This window comes from Pseudomonas brassicacearum, assembly GCF_918698105.1.
Taxonomy (GTDB): Bacteria; Pseudomonadota; Gammaproteobacteria; order Pseudomonadales; family Pseudomonadaceae; genus Aquipseudomonas; species Aquipseudomonas brassicacearum_F.
In genome coordinates this window covers 39,148-54,340 of record NZ_CAKKMI010000046.1, presented here as the reverse complement: position 1 = coordinate 54,340, position 15,193 = coordinate 39,148, and the positions used below count along the sequence as shown (strand labels likewise).

The following is a 15,193-nucleotide window of genomic DNA, read 5'->3' as shown; positions in this document are numbered from 1 at the left end:
GGTCCAGCCTACACCCATGTTGAATGTGCCGCCGCCATCGCGAGCAAGCTCGCTCCCACATGGATCGGCGTAACTTGAGTGGCCCAACTGGCTTTTCCATTTTCCGCCCCCATAACCATCGCAACGCTGCCTCAGGTGAAAACAGCAGGTATGCTGATGACCTGCCGAAGGAGATAGAAAATGGCCTACGATTTTGACTTGTATGTGGTTGGCGCCGGTTCCGGTGGTGTGCGGGCGGCGCGGTTTGCCGCCGGTTTCGGGGCCAAGGTGGCCGTGGCGGAGAGCCGTTACCTGGGCGGGACCTGCGTGAACGTGGGCTGCGTGCCGAAAAAACTGCTGGTCTACGGCGCGCATTACGCCGAGGACTTCGAGCAGGCGTCGGCCTATGGCTGGACGGCGGGCGAGGCGAGTTTCGACTGGGCCACGTTGATCGCCAACAAGGACCGGGAGATCAATCGCCTCAACGGCATCTACCGCAACCTGTTGGTCAACAGCGGCGTCGTGCTGCACGAAGGTCACGCCAGGCTGACCGGGCCCAACGAGGTCGAGATCAACGGCCAGCGCTACACCGCCAGGCACATCCTGATCGCCACGGGCGGTTGGCCGGTGATCCCGGACATTCCGGGGCGCGAGCACGCCATCAGCTCCAACGAGGCGTTCTTTCTCAAGGAACTGCCCAAGCGCGTCATCGTGGTGGGCGGTGGCTACATTGCGGTGGAGTTCGCCGGGATCTTCCACGGCATGGGCGCGCAAACCTCCTTGCTCTACCGCGGCGAGCTGTTCCTGCGCGGCTTTGACGGCGCGGTGCGCAAGCACCTGGCGGAAGAACTGACCCGCCGTGGCCTGGACCTGCAATTCAACGCTGACATCAAGGCCATCGAAAAACTGGACGATGGCAGCCTCAGGGTCGAACTCAAGGATGGCAAAACGTTGCTCACCGATTGCGTGTTCTACGCCACGGGCCGGCGGCCGATGCTCGACAACCTGGGCCTGGAGACCACCGGTGTCACGCTGGATGAGAAGGGCTTTGTCCAGGTCAACGAAAAATACGAGACTGCTGAACCGTCGATCCTGGCCATTGGCGACGTGATCGGTCGCGTCCAGCTCACCCCCGTTGCCCTGGCCGAAGGCATGGCGGTGGCGCGGCGTCTGTTCAAGCCCGAGCAGTATCGCCTGGTGGATTACCGGATGATTCCCACCGCCGTGTTCAGCCTGCCGAATATCGGCACGGTGGGCCTGACTGAAGAGCAGGCCAGGGAGGAGGGGCATGAGGTCGAGATTTTCGAAAGCCGCTTCCGGCCGATGAAGCTGAGTTTGACCGACTGCCAGGAGCGCACCCTGATGAAATTGGTGGTGGATGCCCAGACCGACAAGGTATTGGGATGCCACATGGTCGGGCCGGATGCCGGTGAAATCGTCCAAGGCTTGGCCATCGCCCTCAAGGCCGGCGCCACCAAGCGCGACTTCGACGAAACCATCGGCGTGCACCCGACCGCTGCCGAAGAGTTCGTGACGATGCGTACCCCCGTCGCCTGACACTAGTCGTCGCAGCCATGTAGGAGCCATGTAGGAGCCATGTAGGAGCTGTGTAGGAGCTGTCGAGTGCAACGAGGCTGCGATCTTTCCCCAAACACTTGCATCTCAAGCGAAAGATCAAAAGCTCAAAAGCTCAAAAGCTCGCAGGCTCCGCCAGCTCCTACAGATTTTTTCTATCTATAGAGATTCCTGATAGCCAAAACCAATCATTCACATCAGGTTTGCCAATGAGCCAGTCTGGGGATGAGTGGTTAAGATCCTCCCATCAACTTTCAACCCTGACGGAGAAACATCGATGCCTATCATCAACAGCCAAGTTAAACCGTTCACCGCCACCGCCTTCAAAAACGGCGCATTCGTCGAAGTATCGGACGCCGACTTGAAAGGCAAGTGGTCCGTCGTGTTCTTCTACCCGGCTGACTTCACCTTCGTTTGCCCAACCGAGCTGGAAGACCTGGCCGACAACTACGCCGAGTTCCAGAAGCTGGGCGTCGAGATCTACAGCGTCTCCACCGACACCCACTTCGCCCACGCTGCCTGGCACAACACTTCGCCAGCCATCGGCAAGATCCAGTACACCATGATCGGCGACCCGACCCACGTCATCTCGCGCAACTTCGACGTGCTGATCGAAGAAGTCGGCCTGGCTGACCGCGGTACTTTCGTGATCAACCCAGAAGGCCAGATCAAGATCGTTGAAATCAACGACGGCGGTGTCGGCCGTGACGCCTCCGAACTGCTGCGCAAGATCAAGGCCGCTCAGTACGTTGCCGCTCACCCGGGCGAAGTCTGCCCAGCCAAGTGGAAAGAAGGCGAGGCCACCCTGGCTCCGTCCCTGGACCTGGTCGGCAAGATCTAAGACCGTGCTCCCCTTGAGGGCGGTCATCCTCACCTAAGCAAGCTGCACCGCCCACAAAAAACGCCCGGGCGAGATTCGCTCGGGCGTTGTTTTTTCTGAAATTCAAAAAATGGAAATCGCCCGTATGTTGGACGCCAATCTTAAAGCTCAGTTGAAGTCATACCTGGAACGGGTCACCCAGCCGATCGAGATCGTCGCTTCCCTCGACGACGGTGCGAAATCCCAGGAAATGCTCGCGTTACTTAAAGACGTTGCCAGTCTTTCCCACCAGATTACCTTGCTCGACAACGGCAGCGATGCGCGCAAGCCTTCGTTTTCGTTGAATCGCCCGGGAGCCGATATCAGCCTGCGTTTTGCCGGCATTCCCATGGGCCACGAATTCACTTCGCTGGTGTTGGCCTTGCTGCAAGTGGGCGGTCACCCTTCGAAGGCCAGTGTCGACGTCATCGAACAGATCCGCTCCCTCAAGGGCGAGTTCAACTTCGAGACCTATTTTTCGCTGTCGTGCCAGAACTGCCCGGACGTGGTCCAGGCGCTGAACCTGATGGCGGTACTGAATCCGAATATTCGCCACGTTGCCATCGACGGCGCGTTGTTCCAGGCCGAAGTCGATGAGCGCCAGATCATGGCCGTGCCCAGTGTGTACCTCAACGGTGTGAACTTCGGCCAGGGCCGCATGGGCCTGGAAGAAATTCTCGCCAAGATCGACACCAGCGGCATCGAACGCCAGGCCGAGAAAATCAGCGCCAAGGACGCCTTTGATGTGTTGGTGGTCGGCGGTGGCCCGGCCGGTGCCTCGGCGGCGATCTACGCGGCCCGTAAAGGCATCCGCACTGGCGTGGCGGCCGAACGTTTCGGCGGCCAGGTGCTCGACACCATGGCCATCGAGAACTTCATCTCGGTCCAGGAAACCGAAGGGCCGAAACTGGCCGTCGCCCTGGAAGAACACGTCAAGCAGTACGACGTGGACATCATGAACCTGCAACGTGCCGACGCCCTGGTGCCAGGCAAGGACGGTGGGCTGCATGAAATCAAGTTCGCCAGCGGAGCGAGCCTCAAGGCCAAGACCGTGATCCTGGCGACCGGTGCCCGCTGGCGTGAAATGAACGTGCCGGGCGAGCAGCAGTATCGCAACAAGGGCGTGGCGTACTGCCCGCACTGCGACGGTCCGCTGTTCAAAGGCAAGCGCGTGGCGGTGATCGGTGGTGGTAACTCCGGCGTCGAGGCGGCCATCGACCTGGCCGGTATCGTCGCCCACGTCACCTTGCTGGAGTTCGATGTGCAATTGCGTGCCGACGCGGTATTGCAGCGCAAACTGCACAGCCTGCCGAACGTGACGGTGATTACCAACGCCCAGACCACCGAAGTAACGGGGGATGGCCAGAAGGTCAATGGCTTGCGCTACAAGGACCGTCCGAGCGGTGACGTGCGCGATGTGGCGCTGGAAGGGATCTTCGTGCAGATCGGCCTGTTGCCTAACACCGATTGGCTCAAAGGCACCGTCGAGCTGTCGCCGCGGGGTGAGATTATCGTCGACGCCCGGGGTGAAACCTCGATCCCAGGCGTGTTCGCCGCCGGTGACGTGACCACCGTGCCGTACAAGCAGATCGTGATTGCCGTAGGCGAGGGCGCCAAGGCTTCGCTGAGTGCCTTCGACCACCTGATCCGTACCTCTGCGCCGGCTTGAATAGCCGATAGCGGGAAAAACAAAACCCCATGGGCCTGGCTCATGGGGTTTTGTTTTGCGTCATGCATAACCCTGTGGGAGCGAGCTTGCTCGCGATAGCGGTGGGTCAGCCTGCATCAATGCAGGCTGTGCTGATGCTATCGCGAGCAAGCTCGCTCCCACAGGGGGACGGTGGAGAGGCTTACAACGGCGCAGGCTGGATGATTTCAACCCAGTAGCCATCCGGGTCCTTGATGAAGGCCAGGCTTTTCATGCGGCCGTCGTTCAGGCGTTTCTGGAAATCGCAGCCCAGTGCTTCGAAGCGCTCGCAGGCGGCGACGACGTCCGGTACCGAGATGCAGATATGGCCGAAGCCGCGTGGGTCGGTGTTGCCGTTATGGTAGGCAAAGGCCGGGTCGCTTTCGGTGCCATGGTTGTGGGTCAGTTCCAGGATGCCAGGGATCGATTTCATCCATTCGGTGCGCGCCGCCGCGTCCGCCGGGATCTGGTCCTTGTCCACCAGGGCCAGGAAATACAGGCTGAATTCGGCTTCCGGGAAATCGCGTTTCTCCACCAGCGAGAAACCCAGCACGCGGGTGTAGAAGTCCAGGGAACGGGTGATGTCCTTGACTCGCAGCATGGTGTGGTTGAAGACGAACTTGGCCGTGGCGGCATCAGGTTGTGCGGTGACGCCAGGGAAAGTATTGAGTTCGTGCAGGCTCATGGGCCCTCCGGAAATAAGTGGGGCAAACGGCGTCGCAAGCTTGCTTGCGACGGTTCCTGGGCTTGCGTCAGACGGCTTCCTTGCAGGTGCGACCATGATACGCAAGGGACGCGGTGTCGCCAAACCGCGTGTGGCTATTGCCTGCTTCTGCCTCGGGCTTCAGACTTTACGATTCGCCCTTGAGTGCCAACGCAATGTTTCGACCGTTCCTTTCGCTGTTTGTCCTGCTGTTTGCCTGCGTTGCGAGTGTCGGTGGCGTCCAGGCGGACGAACCGCAGATCGCCTGGCCCCAAGGCTGGGTCGTCGAGCCGCTGCCCGCCGATGCAGCGACGCCGGGGCCCTTGCGGCAACGTGCAACCAAGAGTGATTCGGCAGGCAATGCCGTGATGGTCATGGAGTTGACCACGACCACCGTCGAGCCCGAACACCAAGTCAACTTGCAAGGCGTGTTGCTGGAAATGCGCAAGTCGATCCAGAAGGATTTCTTCCAAAGCGGTTACCAAAGTGTCTGTACTAAGATCCATGCTTCCATGTTGGGCGGCGTAACTGCATTGGAAACCACTTGCACGATCACGCAAAACGGACGGCATGTATTGTCCCAGGCACTCGTCGCGGCACTAAATGAGGGCAAGGCTTATGTGCTGTCCTATGCGGGGCAGGCGCAGGTGTTTGTTGAAAGCCAGGATGAAATACAGTCGGTGCGAAACAGTTTGAAACTATAACCCCGTCAGCGTAATACGCTCGGGGTTTAATCCAAAAGTTGAGCCCATAAAAAAGCCCTGAGTGTATTCAGGGCTTTTGTGCATCAGGGATGCTGTCAAGCACGTATCAACCACGCAACCAGGAGTCGACGGTAGCTGCACCGTACTGTTCTTTCCAGGCCTTCAGACCGCGATGATTGCCGCCCTTGGTCTCGATCAACTCGCCGGTGTGCGGGTTCTGGTAAACCTTTACCACTCGCGCACGGCGGGTCTTGATGGGTCTGTTCGATTGCAGGCTCGGCTTGGACGGGTTCGGGTCGAGGATCGCGACGATGTCGCGCAAGCTCTTGCCGTAGGTTTTCATCAGTCCCTGGAGCTTTTCCTCGAATTCGATTTCCTTCTTGAGCCCGGCATCGTTCTTCAGCGATTCCAACTGCTTGAGCTGTTCTTGAAGGGCCTTTTCGGCTGCACGAAATTCAGCGAGTCTGGACAAAATCGTTACTCCAATCAAAATATTTTGGCTGATACCAACCGCAAACAAAGCTATAAGCCGAGCGCCTTGGTGTTAATGACTCTCCTGCTATCTGGCACAGGTAGAAAAATTGTAGTAGTTAATCAGGAAAGTGTAAATCGTAACTTTTTCGTTATGTAACAACAGCAAAAGCATTAATCAGTTGGGCATCGTCGTCAGTAGATCGTCGGTGGTTAACTGCCATTAAGGCCGGTCAAGGTCTTAATGAACGCTTGCCCGCTAATCGGCCGGCCAAATAGATAACCCTGTAGAAAGTTCACCCCATGGGCGCTCAGGTAGTCGCTTTGCTCGACGGTTTCGACGCCTTCGGCCACCATGTCCAGGCCCAGCTTGCCCGACAGCTCGATGATGCTGTCGAGCAGGTGCCGTGACAGGGTATCGGCACCGATCATCGCGACAAAACTCTGGTCGATCTTCAAGAAGTCCACGTTGAACTGGCGCAAGTACGCCAGGCTGGAATGACCCGTGCCGAAATCGTCGAGGGCGATCTTGACGCCCAGTGCTCGCAGCTGGTCGAACAGTTGCCGGGTCACGGGCGTAGGTTCGATCAGTTCGCGCTCGGTCAATTCCAGCACCAGGGCAATCGTACCCGGCGCGAAGGCCTCGAGAAATTCGCGACAATCGTCCACCAGCGCCAGATCCTGGCAGTGGCGGGCGGTGATGTTGATGCCGACATGAAACGGCGCTTCGAGTTGAGGCGCCAGCGGCGCGAGCAGGTGCATGGTCTGCTGCATCAGTGCCCGGGTCATCGGTACGATCAGGCCGCTGTGTTCGGCGAACGGAATGAACAGGTCCGGGCGAACGAGGCCTTCCTTGGGGTGGTTCCAGCGCATCAGCACTTCGACGCCGGCCCAGCGTTTGCTGTCGCTGTGTACGACCGGTTGCAGATAAGGCACGAACTCGCCGGCTTCCAGGGCCCGTTGCAGTTCACGACTGGGCGAGGCGGTGCGTTTTTGCAGCCAGTGCCCGAGGACCCCGGTCACCACGCCGAAGAAGATCAGCAAGCTGAACAGCGGCGGATATTCCCTGGCCATGTAGCGCCAGGTTTCACCCTCGTCGAAGCCGGCTTCGACATTGAAGGCGTAGCGCGATGACCCCAGCTCGTGCTGGGCAACCGGCAGCCCGGGCAAGGGCACGGCCCGGACCTTGCCGTCCGCCGCCAGCCAGTTCGGCCCGACTTGCAGCCGTAGCCGGGTCTGACGGCCGATCAAGCGCAAGACGTTCGTCAGGTGGTACCCGTCAAGCGTGGCCAAGGCGCCTTGATGGCCCTCGTTGAGCCGGTAAATCAGTAGCGCGGTATCCGGCGTGACCGGGTTGCCGTCCATGAGCCACAAGGTGCCTTGATGGTAGTCGCTCGGGTTGATGCGTTCCTCGAAGGCACCGAACAGCGAGCTGCAATACAGGTTGTTGTCCCAGATAAGGTTGGTGGAGCGGACAAAGGGCCGGCGCGTCACTTGTTCGCGTAAGGCCAGCTTCACCGCTTCGCAGGGCTGGCCGGCCAGGGGTAATAGTTCACGGGCCGCCAAGGCGGTGTTGTCGAGCATCAGCTCGATCTGCCTGACCAGTTCCTCGGCGGTCTGCCGGGTCTGTTGCGCCAGTGTCCGTTCGGCCTGCATGTACAAAATGGCCAGCCCAGACAGCATCGGTACCAGGCCGCAAAGCAGGGTGACGAGATAGCGACGGGGCCGGGTGTGCGTGCGTGTGGCGGTCAAGGGCATCGGCACAACCTGAGAAGAAGGGGGATGAGGGGAAAACGTTGATGTCGACCATGATAGATGGCTTGCCGGGTGCTTGCTGACCGCAGGGTGGCTGTGGGAGCGAGGTCTGTGGGAGCAAGGCTTGCCCGCGATGAACGATCATGCGGTCCACCTGGGGAACCGGGGTGCCTTCATCGCGAGCAAGCTTTGCTCCCACAGGTTCAATGCCAGGCTCCCACAGGTTTGATGCTGGGTTCATGACTGCCGGGCCAGCTCGATAAACGCCAGGGTGGCGGGCGAGACCTGGCGGATGTCCAATACCGCCAAGCCAATCTGGCGCGGCACCCGCGGCGACAAGGGGCGGGCGACAAAGCCCGAGCTCTCGCCATCCGGCAACGAACCTTCGGACACCACGCTCACCGCCTCACCGCGCCTGACGACATCCAGGGTGCTGAGCAATTGCGAACAACGAAAACGCACATTCGGCGTCAGCCGGGCGGCATTGAACAGGCGCGAAACCAGCTCTGACGATCCCGCCTCGGTGTGCACGAAGGGATCGTTGCACAGGTCCTTGAGGCTCAGGCTGGCCTGGGCGGCGAGGGGATGGTGAGTGGGCAGCAGGGCGACCATCTGATCTTCCATCAACATGAACGTATCGAAACGCTCCTCGGGCAGCACCACGAAGCCGACGTCGATCCGCCGTTCGTCCAGCCATTGGACGACCTGCCTGTCGGGCCCTTCATCGATGTGCACTTCGATGCCCGGGTGCAAGTCTCGATAGCGCCGCAGGATAGCGGGCAACAGTTTTATCGATGACGTGGGCCCGAACGAGCCGATGCGCAAGGTGCCTCGGCGCATGCCCCGGGCGTCGGCGGCTTCTTGGCGCAAGGTGTTGGCCAGCCCGAGCATGGCCCGGGCCCGCAGCAGCAATTGCTGGCCAATGTCGCTGAGTTCCACCTGGGATTGATGACGCCTGAGCAATTCCACGCCCAATTCTTGTTCCAGGGATTTGATGGCGTGGGAGACCGCTGACTGGCCGATGCCCAGACGCGTTGCCGCCGCCGTGAAACCTCGCAGCTCGGCGACCAGGGAGAAGATTTCCAGTTGGGTGAGGGTCATGAGGGATTGCTCATTTTACGATGATCGAACATGAGTCGGATAATGAAGTATCTGGCCTGAATCACAAAGCGAGGTCGCACCCCGTGGGAGCAAAGCTTGCTCGCGATGAACGATGACTCGGTTTGCCTGCTGAATCGCGCCGCCTTCATCGCGAGCAAGCTTTGCTCCCACAATTGATCCCACTCGCCACAGGTTTTGTGTTGTTCTCATTAATGTGCGGTGGTGAACCATGAAAACCCTCGAACAAGCCGTCCCAACCCCGTCAGACCTGGCGGTCTACCTGAAGCTCGCCATGGTCACCATGATCTGGGGCGGGACCTTCGTGGCCGGTCGGATCCTTGCCAATGCCTTGGCGCCGATGTTTGCCGCCAGCCTGCGGTTCCTGATGGCGAGTATCGCGTTGCTGGCGTTTCTCGCCCTGGCCGGGATCCCGCTGGCCAGGCCCAGCGTGAAGCAGGGGCTGCACCTGGCTGCGCTGGGGTTCTTCGGTATCTTTTTCTACAACCTGTGCTTCTTCTATGGCTTGCAGTACATCAATGCGTCGCGGGCCTCGCTGATCGTGGCCTTGAACCCGGCGGTGATCGGGCTGGCGTCCTGGTGGTTGTTCAAGGAGCGGCTCAGCCGCCTGAAAGTGGCGGGCATCGTGCTGTGCATCGGTGGGGCGGGACTGGTGATCGTCAGTCGTGATCCGTCCTTGTTGCAAGGCGCGGCGCAGGGCTGGATCGGCGACCTGCTGATTTTTGGCTGCGTGCTGGGCTGGGGCATCTATTCGCTGTTTTCGAAAAAACTCAATGACAGCCTAGGCCCGTTGCAGACCGTGACCTGGTCGATTCTGCTGGGCACGCTGATGTTGTGGCTGGCCTGCGCGGCGGCGGGTGAGATTCGGCTCGAAGCCTTTCGCGGCCTGGACGTGAAGCAGTGGCTGAGCCTGTTGTACCTAGGCGTGCTGGGCTCGGCCCTGGCCTATATCGCCTGGTACGACGGCATTCGCCGGATCGGCGCGACCCGTTCCGGGGTGTTCATCGCGCTCAATCCGTTGACGGCGGTGCTGCTGGGGGCGCTGCTGCTGGACGAACGGCTCACGGCCTTGATGTGTGTCGGCGGGGGCGTGGTCCTGGTGGGTATTTTCCTGTGCAACAAACCCCTTGCGCGGGGCAAGGAAAAGGCGATTTGATACAGAAGGCGGACAAACTTGGTTACGCTGTGTAGAATCGAGTTACGCATATAAGAATAACGTCTTCTGGCAGCAGAAGCCTCGCCCGCAAGAGCCTTGGGTCGACAATGAAGATACTTGGGTTTCAACTGATCTATGGCGATTTCCTCGCCCGCAGCGTTCGTGGCATTTCCTGCGCGCCGCCCCGTGTCCTCAGCATCGCCAGCAACTAACGTTTTTTGTTAATTGACCCGACTGATGAGGCGCCGACATGGCAGATCTATACGAAAACCCCATGGGCCTGATGGGCTTCGAATTCATTGAATTCGCATCCCCGACCCCCAACACCCTGGAGCCGATCTTCGAGATCATGGGCTTCACCAAAGTGGCCACCCACCGCTCCAAGGACGTGCACCTGTATCGCCAGGGCGCGATCAACCTGATCCTCAACAACGAACCCCACAGCGTGGCCTCGTACTTTGCCGCCGAGCACGGTCCGTCGGTGTGCGGCATGGCGTTCCGGGTCAAGGATTCGCAAAAGGCCTACAAACGCGCCCTGGAACTCGGCGCCCAGCCGATCCACATCGAGACCGGCCCGATGGAGCTGAACCTGCCGGCCATCAAGGGCATCGGCGGTGCGCCGTTGTACCTGATCGACCGTTTTGGCGAAGGCAGCTCGATCTATGACATCGACTTCGTGTTCCTCGAGGGCGTGGATCGCAACCCGGTGGGCGCGGGCCTGAAAATCATCGACCACCTGACCCACAACGTGTATCGCGGGCGCATGGCCTACTGGGCCGGCTTCTACGAGAAATTGTTCAACTTCCGCGAGATCCGCTATTTCGACATCAAGGGCGAATACACCGGCCTGACCTCCAAGGCCATGACCGCCCCGGATGGCATGATCCGTATCCCGTTGAACGAAGAATCATCCAAGGGCGCCGGGCAGATCGAAGAGTTCCTGATGCAGTTCAACGGCGAAGGCATCCAGCACGTGGCCTTCCTCACCGATGACCTGATCAAGACCTGGGATCACCTGAAAAGCATCGGCATGCGCTTCATGACCGCGCCGCCGGACACCTACTACGAAATGCTCGAAGGCCGCCTGCCGAACCACGGCGAACCGGTGGATGAACTGCAATCGCGGGGCATTCTGCTGGACGGTGCATCCGAGCAGGGCGACAAGCGCCTGCTGTTGCAGATTTTCTCGGAAACCCTGATGGGGCCGGTGTTCTTCGAATTCATCCAGCGCAAGGGCGACGATGGTTTCGGCGAAGGCAACTTCAAGGCGCTGTTCGAATCCATCGAGCGCGACCAGGTGCGTCGTGGTGTGCTGGCGACCGAGTAAGGCCTGAACCCAAAAAAGCCCGCCCGGCAGTGATGCCTGGCGGGTTTTTTATTGCCAAATACACCACCCTTGTGGGAGCGAGCTTGCTCGCGATAGCGGTGGTTCAGCTTGCATCCATGTTGAATGTACCGCCGTCATCGCGAGCAAGCTCGCTCCCACAGGGGCTCGCGGTGACCTTAAGTTCGGCGCTGCTGCCGCACCAAATGCTTGAATCCTTCGAACACCAGCACCGCCACCGCCATCCAGATGGGGATGTAGGTCAGCCATTCACCGGCCTTGATGCTTTCGCCCAACAGCAGCGCGACGCCCAGCAGCAACACCGGTTCGACATAACTCAACAGCCCGAACAGGCTGAACGGCAGCAACCGACTGGCGACGATATAGGACACCAGCGCGCTGGCGCTGATGACCCCGAGCACCGGGATCAGCAGCGACAGCCACGGGTATTGATCGAAAACGGCGAGGCCCTGTTCGCCACTTTGCACGAACCACAGCGCCACGGGCAGCATGAGGGTCATGTCCAGCCAGAGCCCGCCCAGGTTGTCGGTCTTGATGCGTTTGCGCAGGATGAAATAGACCGGGTAGCCGAGCACCACCAGCAAGGTTGCCCAGGAAAAACCGCCCACTTGGTACAGCTCGTTGAACACGCCAAGGGTGGCGAAGAACACGGCGACTTTCTGCAGGTAGGAAAGGCGTTCGCCATAGACGATGCGCCCGGTCAGGACCATCGACAGCGGCAACAGGAAGTACCCCAGCGACACGTCCAGGCTGTAGCCATTGAGCGGCGCCCACATGAACAGCCACAGTTGCGCGCCCATCAGTGCCGACGAGGCGATCGCCGCAATCAGCAGCCGTGGCGTGGCGATCAGGCGTTGGATCAGCGCCGTGACCAGTTTCCATTCTCGCGTCACCAGCATGAACGCGGTCATGCAGGGCATCGTCAGCAGCATGCGCCAGCCAAAGATCTCCACGCCGGTCAGCGGTGAGAGCAACGAGGTGTAGTAGTACATGACGGCGAACAGCGCGGAGGCCGAGACCGATAGAACGATGCCTTTGGACACTGAGGCCTCTTATTGATTGGGGCTGCAACGCAGGTGCGGGAAAGTTGTACCTCTGTGGCGAGGGAGCTTGCTCCCGCTGGGTCGCGTAGCGGCCCCCGGAAAAGAGCGGCCGCTGCGCAGCCGAGCGAGAGCAAGCTCCCTCGCCACGGTGATATCTTTGAATGTTAAGACGTACGCGCCACGCGTCCTGGCACGAAATGCCCCACATCATTGAACCCTGGCGTCGAAGCATGCCCCGGCGTCACCAGCGAATCGATGAACGCTTCATCTTCTGCGCTGATCTTCACCGATTGCGCCTTGGTATACGAATCCCACTGCTCCTCGGTGCGCGGCCCAACGATGGCCGAAGTCACGGCGCTGTTGTTCAGCACCCAGGCGATGGCGAACTCGACAATGCCCACGCCGCGGCCCTGGGTGTATTGCAGGATCTGCTGGGCAATGCGCAGGGACTCGACCCGCCACTCGGTTTCCAGGATACGTTTGTCCTGGCGGCCGGCACGGCTGTTGGCGTCCGGTGCCACGTCCGGCGCGTACTTGCCGCTGAGCACCCCGCGGGCCAGGGGGCTGAACGGCACCACGCCGAGGCCGTAGTTCTGCGCCGCGGTGATCTGCTCGGTTTCCGCCTGGCGGTTGACGATGTTGTATAGCGGTTGGCTGATCACCGGCCGGTCGATGCCCAGGCTGTCGGCGATGCGGATCACCTCGGCGATGCGCCAGCCACGGTAGTTCGACAGGCCCCAATAGCGGATCTTGCCCTGGCGAATCAAATCACCGATGGCCGATACGGTGACGTGCAACGGCGTGTTGTGGTCTTCGCGGTGCAGGTAATAGATGTCCAGGTAATCGGTGCCCAGGCGCGTCAGGCTCGCTTCGATGCCATTGAAGATGTGCTTGCGGCTCAGACCGCTGCGGTTGGGCACGCCATCTGGCGGGCCGAAGCCGACCTTGGTGGCCAGCACCCATTCCTGGCGGTGACGGGCGATTGCCTCGCCGACGATTTCCTCGGAACGGCCGTTGGTGTAGACGTCCGCGGTATCGATGAAATTGATGCCCTGGTCCCAGGCCTTGTCGATGATCCGCAGCGAATCCTCGGTGCTGGTCTGTTCGCCGAACATCATCGTGCCCAGGGTCAGCGTCGAGACTTGCAACCCGGAATGGCCTAGCGTGCGGTAGCTCATGACAAGATCCTTTTATCCATGGGGAAAGGCTCAATCAAATACCAGAACCACCGCACGGATCAAACAGAATTCTCAAACACCCCCAAATCAACTGTGGGAGCGAGCTTGCTCGCGATAGCGGTGGGTCAGTCAATATCGATGTTGGCTGACTTGACGCTATCGCGAGCAAGCTCGCTCCCACAGGGGGCACAGATGTGTCAGGCCCGTAGGGTGCGGGTCATGCGCAACGCCAGCAGGCTGCCGCAGACAATCACGCCCGCCAGCAGGTACAGCGCCGCGTCGGTCGAGCCGGTGGCATCCTTGACCCAACCCACCAGGTACGGGCTCAGGAATCCCGCCATCTGCCCCATGGAGTTGATCAACGCCAACCCACCGGCCGCCGCACCCGCGCTGAGCAGGGCCGTGGGCACCGGCCAGAACATCGGCAGGCCGGTGAGGGCGCCCATGGTGGCGATGGACAGGCCGATGATGGCGATGGCCGGGATGGTGGCGAAGTTGACGGCGATCAGCAGCCCGACGGCGCCCATCAGCATCGGCACCACCAAGTGCCAGCGGCGCTCCTTGTGCAGGTCCGCCGAGCGGCCCACCAGCAACATGAACACGGCCGCCAGCAGGTACGGGATTGCACTCAGCCAACCGATCACCAGGTTATCGCCAAAACCCAGGCTCTTGATGATCGACGGCAGCCAGAAGTTGATCGCGTACACGCCGCTCTGGATGCAAAAGTACACCAGGCCGAAGGCCCAGATCGCCGGGTTCTTGAACACCGCCAACAGCGAGTCGGTGGCGGTCTTTGGTTTGTTGGCCAGGTCTTCGGCGTGGTCGGCGGTGAGCACGTCGCGTTCCTGGTCGGTCAGCCATTTGGCGTTGGCGAAGGTGTCGCTGAGCAGGAAGAACGCCAGCGCCCCGAGGATCACCGTCGGAATGCCTTGCAGCAAAAACATCCACTGCCAACCCGCCAGGCCGCCCTGGCCGGCGGCGAAGTGGTTGAGGATCCACCCGGAAAACGGACTGCCCAGCAGGCCGGACACCGGGATGGCCGACATGAACAACGCCATGATCCGGCCCCGTCGGAACGTCGGGAACCATTGCGAGAGATACAGCACCACGCCAGGGAAGAACCCGGCCTCGGCGGCGCCGGTAAACAGCCGCAAGGTATAGAACTCGTTGGGGGTGGTGACGAACAGCAGGCACGTCGACAGGGTGCCCCAAGTGATCATCATCAGCGCGATCCAGCGCCGCGGACCGAACTTGGTCAGCGCCAGGTTGCTCGGCACGCCGCACAGTACGTAGCCGATGAAGAAGATCCCGGCACCGAGGCCGTACACGGTCTCGCTGAATTTCAGGGCGTCGAGCATCTGCAACTTGGCGAAGCCAACATTGACCCGGTCGAGGTAGTTGAACAGGTAGCAGATGAAGATGAAGGGGATCAAGCGCAGGGTGATGCGCTTGTAGACGGTATTTTTTTCGTCGGGGGTAGCCAGGAGGGCTATTGCGCTCTGGGACATGGCGGGTCTCTCATTATTATGATTTTCGCGAGCCAAGGGGTAACGTTGACCGCCCCTTGAGTCTCGGCCAGCCCAGGGGGCCATGTCTTTGTGCCGGAGCACAGGGATTGA

General features: G+C 60.4%; 13 protein-coding genes. 6 read left to right on the top strand and 7 right to left on the bottom strand.

The genetic code is table 11. From position 1 onward, the window contains the following. Positions 1-180 precede the first annotated feature (180 nt). The 3 genes from gorA (at position 181) to ahpF (ending at position 4,082) form a co-directional block, all read left to right on the top strand. Positions 181-1,536, top strand: coding sequence for a glutathione-disulfide reductase (gorA, locus tag LQ215_RS18510; protein ID WP_230151966.1), 1,356 nt, complete (start codon positions 181-183; stop codon positions 1,534-1,536). A gap of 295 nt (positions 1,537-1,831) precedes the next feature. After that, entirely contained in the window at positions 1,832-2,395 is a 564-nt protein-coding gene (gene ahpC / locus LQ215_RS18505) for an alkyl hydroperoxide reductase subunit C (RefSeq protein ID WP_230151965.1), read from the top strand. A gap of 124 nt (positions 2,396-2,519) precedes the next feature. Next, the gene (gene ahpF / locus LQ215_RS18500; RefSeq protein ID WP_230151969.1) at positions 2,520-4,082 is read left to right on the top strand and encodes an alkyl hydroperoxide reductase subunit F; all 1,563 of its coding nucleotides are present in this window, start codon (positions 2,520-2,522) and stop codon (positions 4,080-4,082) included. 181 nt (positions 4,083-4,263) lie between these two features. Here ahpF and gloA read toward each other — a convergent pair whose 3' ends face one another. After that, a complete protein-coding gene (gene gloA, locus LQ215_RS18495; protein ID WP_230151964.1) occupies positions 4,264-4,785 on the bottom strand; it encodes a lactoylglutathione lyase in 522 nt (173 codons plus the stop codon). 194 nt (positions 4,786-4,979) lie between these two features. Between gloA and LQ215_RS18490 the strand changes: the two genes are divergently transcribed. Further along, positions 4,980-5,507, top strand: a complete 528-nt coding sequence (locus LQ215_RS18490) for a DUF4946 domain-containing protein (RefSeq protein WP_230151968.1) — start codon at positions 4,980-4,982, stop codon at positions 5,505-5,507. A 106-nt stretch (positions 5,508-5,613) separates the two neighbouring features. Here LQ215_RS18490 and LQ215_RS18485 read toward each other — a convergent pair whose 3' ends face one another. The 3 genes from LQ215_RS18485 to LQ215_RS18475 all read right to left on the bottom strand — a co-directional run bounded on the left by LQ215_RS18485 (position 5,614) and on the right by LQ215_RS18475 (position 8,834). Further along, the gene (locus LQ215_RS18485) at positions 5,614-5,979 is read right to left on the bottom strand and encodes a histone-like nucleoid-structuring protein, MvaT/MvaU family (RefSeq protein ID WP_230151962.1); all 366 of its coding nucleotides are present in this window, start codon (positions 5,977-5,979) and stop codon (positions 5,614-5,616) included. A gap of 212 nt (positions 5,980-6,191) precedes the next feature. Continuing rightward, positions 6,192-7,736 (bottom strand): EAL domain-containing protein, encoded by a 1,545-nt coding sequence (locus LQ215_RS18480; protein WP_230151960.1) that lies wholly within the window; start codon positions 7,734-7,736, stop codon positions 6,192-6,194. Positions 7,737-7,970: 234 nt separating this feature from the next. Next, complete coding sequence (locus tag LQ215_RS18475) at positions 7,971-8,834, bottom strand: LysR family transcriptional regulator (RefSeq protein WP_230151958.1); 864 nt, start codon at positions 8,832-8,834, stop codon at positions 7,971-7,973. A 229-nt stretch (positions 8,835-9,063) separates the two neighbouring features. On the opposite strand from LQ215_RS18475, the gene LQ215_RS18470 reads away from it, so the two are divergent. Next, positions 9,064-10,008, top strand: a complete 945-nt coding sequence (locus LQ215_RS18470; protein WP_230151957.1) for a DMT family transporter — start codon at positions 9,064-9,066, stop codon at positions 10,006-10,008. A 250-nt stretch (positions 10,009-10,258) separates the two neighbouring features. Further along, positions 10,259-11,335 carry a 4-hydroxyphenylpyruvate dioxygenase gene (hppD, locus tag LQ215_RS18465; RefSeq protein ID WP_230151956.1) on the top strand — a complete coding sequence of 359 codons (1,077 nt, stop codon included), beginning with the start codon at positions 10,259-10,261 and terminating at the stop codon, positions 11,333-11,335. A gap of 176 nt (positions 11,336-11,511) precedes the next feature. Here the strand turns inward: hppD and rarD are convergent, their stop codons facing one another. The 3 genes from rarD to LQ215_RS18445 form a co-directional block, all read right to left on the bottom strand. Beyond that, on the bottom strand, positions 11,512-12,396 hold the full coding sequence (rarD, locus tag LQ215_RS18460) for an EamA family transporter RarD (RefSeq protein WP_230151955.1): 885 nt from the start codon (positions 12,394-12,396) through the stop codon (positions 11,512-11,514). A gap of 164 nt (positions 12,397-12,560) precedes the next feature. After that, positions 12,561-13,574: an aldo/keto reductase gene (locus LQ215_RS18455; RefSeq protein WP_230151954.1), complete on the bottom strand. Its 1,014-nt coding sequence runs from the start codon at positions 13,572-13,574 to the stop codon at positions 12,561-12,563. A 197-nt stretch (positions 13,575-13,771) separates the two neighbouring features. Further along, entirely contained in the window at positions 13,772-15,082 is a 1,311-nt protein-coding gene (locus LQ215_RS18445) for an MFS transporter (protein ID WP_230151953.1), read from the bottom strand. Positions 15,083-15,193 lie beyond the last annotated feature (111 nt).